2 protein-coding genes are annotated in these 2972 nt (G+C 70.1%); one reads left to right on the top strand and one right to left on the bottom strand.

From position 1 onward, the window contains the following. Window positions 1-24: 24 nt before the first annotated feature. Entirely contained in the window at window positions 25-1554 is a 1530-nt protein-coding gene (gene murC, locus AC08OP_RS23530) for a UDP-N-acetylmuramate--L-alanine ligase (protein WP_476616165.1), read from the bottom strand. 434 nt (window positions 1555-1988) lie between these two features. Here murC and ftsZ point away from each other — a divergent pair. Then, on the top strand, window positions 1989-2972 hold a 984-nt coding region (gene ftsZ / locus AC08OP_RS23525; protein WP_476616164.1), incomplete at its 3' end, for a cell division protein FtsZ.

The following is a 2972-nucleotide window of genomic DNA, read 5'->3' as shown; positions in this document are numbered from 1 at the left end:
ATCCCGGCCGACGGGAGGGGGAGGTCAACCGGCCGCCGCGAAGCCCAGGGCGGCCAGCAGCCGGGGACCGACCGTGGTGCTCGTTCCCGCTCCGAGCGTGAGCAGTAGGACCCCCCGCGACGCCTCGTCGCTCAGGGTGGCGCGGACGTCCGTGGCGAGTCGTTCGACGAGTTCGGACCAGGACACGTAGTACGTTGCCGCCGGCTCGCTCACCCGCTTGACCAGGTCGACGGCATGCAGACCGAGGTCGTCGGTCTCGCGGGCGGCATAGATGTCGGTGACGTACACCCGGTCGGCGTCGCTGAACGCGGCCGCGAAGTCATCCAGCAGCGCGGCGAACCGGCTGAACGTATGTGGCTGGAGTACCGCCCAGATCTGCCGTCCCCGAGCCCGCGAACGGGCCGCGGCGAGCGTCAGACGGACCTCCGTCGGATGATGCGCGTAGTCGTCGATCACCTCCAGGCTGCCCGGACCTCCGGCGGGCCCGGTGCCGGTGCTGCCGGTGCTGCCGTTCCAGAAGCCCACGAACTCGAACCGTCGGGCCGCGCCGGTGAAGGTCGTCAGGGTGGTGAGGGCCTGGGCGGGAGCGACTCCCAGTTCGGTGGCGGTGGCGAGGACCGCGAGCGCGTTCAGCACCGAGTGTCGGCCGGGTATCGTCAGGGTCAGCGCACCGACCTCCTGGCCGGCCCGCAGGACGGTCGCCCTGGTCATGTCGTCCCCCGCGGTGGTGACGACGTCGACCGCGCGCCAGTGGCGTTCCGGCTCGAAGCCATAGTCGATCACCGCGACGTCATTATTCACCGCGACGTCATTATTCACCGCGACGTCCTTGCCGGGCCGCTGGCGACCCAGCTCGGTGAGGACGGCGACCACCCCGGGATGATCTCCGCAGACAACCAGTCGTCCACCCGGCCGGACCCGTCGGGCGAACGCGGCGAAGGCTGCCCGGACCGATGCCTCGTCGGGGAAGACGTCGGGGTGCTCCCACTCAACGTTGGTGATGACGGCGATGCTCGGGTCGAGGCCCGCGAAGGCGCCGCCGTACTCGTCGGACTCCAGGACGAAGACGTCGCCGGAGCCGGCCAGCGCGTTCCCCCCCAGCTGTGACACCTCTGCGCCGATGACCGCCGTGGGATCCAGCCCGGCGGCGCGCAGGACCAGGGTGAGCATCGCCGAGGTGGTCGACTTGCCGTGCGAACCGGCGACGGCGACCAGCCGGTACCCGGCGGTGAGCTCCGGTAGCCATTCCGAACGGCGGCGCACGGGCAGACCGAGCGCGCGGGCGGCGACGATCTCCGGATGGTCGTCGGGCAGCGCGCTGGACGCGACCACGACATCCGCACCGGCGAGCTCGGCGGCGACGGCGGCCGGACCGGGCGTGGCCCCGATCCGGATCGGTACCCCCCGTGCGCGTAGGGTCGCCACCCGGGGCGAGTCCTCGGAGTCACTGCCGCTCACCGTCCCGCCGCCCGCGAGATGGATCTGGGCCAGCGGAGACAGGCCGCTGCCTCCGATGCCGAGGAAATGGACGTGCTGGGTGCGCTGACCGGTCACGGGAGGCAGTACACCATCATCGGCCCCGGGGATGGTGAGGTCCCTTGATCCGCGGCACGGCCAGGTGCCGGGATCCGTACATTGATCGGGACCCGTACATTGAGACGAAGCCCTCGCCGGCTGTCCAGGGGAGGTCGCCAGAGGCGAGCCACGGCTACCACAGACCCCTTCCGGGGCGGGGGCCCCCGCATGGTGGCGAAGCCACCATGCGGGGAAAGTCGTGACGCGCCGACAGCGTCCTTGACCACCGCCGGAGCCGTGCCTACTGTCCGATCCACAGTCGGAAGTTGACATAACTGTAACCGTCTAGCTGACGGTGAAGGTTGAGGCTTCGACTGCTTTCCCGCTCGCCGCGTGGCTCCGCCTTCCCGCGGCGGCGCAGGGGCGGGGTAACCCCCGTCCGACCACCGACGCCGCTGGAGGACCGACACCGCATGGCTGCCCCACAGAACTATCTCGCGGTCATCAAGGTCGTCGGGATCGGTGGTGGTGGCGTCAACGCCGTCAACCGGATGATCGAAGTCGGTCTCAAGGGCGTCGAGTTCATCGCCATCAACACCGACGCCCAGGCCCTGCTCATGAGCGACGCCGACGTGAAACTCGACGTCGGCCGTGAGCTCACCCGAGGCCTCGGCGCCGGAGCCGACCCCGAGGTCGGCCGCCAGGCTGCCGAGGATCACCGGGAGGAGATCGAGGAGGTCCTCAAGGGGGCCGACATGGTCTTCGTCACCGCGGGTGAGGGTGGTGGCACGGGTACCGGCGGTGCGCCGGTCGTCGCGAACGTCGCCCGCTCTCTCGGAGCACTCACCATCGGTGTGGTCACCCGGCCGTTCACCTTCGAGGGTCGGCGCCGGGCCACCCAGGCTGACACCGGTATTGACACTTTGCGTAATGAGGTCGATACCCTCATCGTCATCCCGAACGACCGTCTGCTGGCGATGACGGACCGGGACATCAGCGTTCTCGACGCCTTCCGCAGCGCCGACCAGGTGCTGCTCTCCGGTGTCCAGGGCATCACCGACCTGATCACCACGCCCGGCCTGATCAACCTGGACTTCGCCGACGTCAAGACGGTCATGTCCCATGCCGGCAGCGCCCTGATGGGCATCGGACGGGCCCGCGGCGACGACCGGGCCACCGTCGCCGCCGAACAGGCCATCGCGTCCCCCCTGCTCGAGGCGAGCATGGACGGGGCCCAGGGGGTGCTGCTCAACATCTCGGGTGGGTCGGACCTCGGCCTGTTTGAGATCAACGCGGCCGCCGAACTGGTCGCCGACGCGGCCCACCCGGAAGCGAACATCATCTTCGGTGCGGTCATCGACGACGCACTCGGGGACGAGGTGCGGGTGACGGTCATCGCCGCCGGCTTCGACACCGTCCAGGACCGGCGGACCCGCACCCTCAACGCCGCGGGGCAG

It is taken from the genome of Frankia sp. CeRuru1, from assembly GCF_977966315.1.
This window is presented reverse-complemented; position numbering and strand designations above follow the sequence as displayed.